The sequence below is a fragment of the Burkholderia cepacia genome (genome assembly GCF_001039005.1).
GTDB classification, from domain to species: domain Bacteria; phylum Pseudomonadota; class Gammaproteobacteria; order Burkholderiales; family Burkholderiaceae; genus Burkholderia; species Burkholderia theae.
In genome coordinates this window covers 1-515 of the sequence record NZ_LDWR01000171.1, presented here as the reverse complement: position 1 = coordinate 515, position 515 = coordinate 1, and the positions used below count along the sequence as shown (strand labels likewise).

Here is a 515-nt window from a genome sequence, read left to right as displayed (position 1 = left end):
TGTCCTTGATCTTCTTCAGCGTACCGGTGAGGGCCTGCGCATGCGCGGGGCCCGCCAGCGCACAGGACAGCGCGACGGCCAGCCAACGGAAGCGGCGATCCATGCTTTTCTCCTGACGAAACGTTGATCGAATCGCGATCGTACGCCCGACAAAATTCGCGTCGCATCAGGGAAAGCGTAAACAACCTTCCAGCGTGGCCGGGCCGTGAAAGAAGTTTTCCGTGGCGCGCAAACCGGCCCGCGCCGCACGTTTCGCCTGACTCGCCGCGCGCCGGTTCGCCCCACCTTTTGTGCCATGCGTTCCAAACGCGCGTTCATGCCGCAAAGCAGCAACGTAATCGTTTGCGCCCCCCTCTTTTTTTCTCGCGAAATCGCCTCAAGAACCCGCCACGCCGGCCGTTACCCAGAGCATGGCGCGTAGCAGCAACCCTGCTGCAGCCGCCAGACAAAAAACGACGAGGTCCGGTCTTGCCGGACCCAGCTTTACCGCCGGCACGACGGTTATCTACGAGGAT

At 61.9% G+C, this 515-nt stretch carries 1 pseudogene; it reads right to left on the bottom strand.

The window, feature by feature from the left end:
• A pseudogene (locus VL15_RS43745) lies at positions 1–133 on the bottom strand (amino acid ABC transporter substrate-binding protein); the annotation flags it as partial.
• Positions 134–515 lie beyond the last annotated feature (382 nt).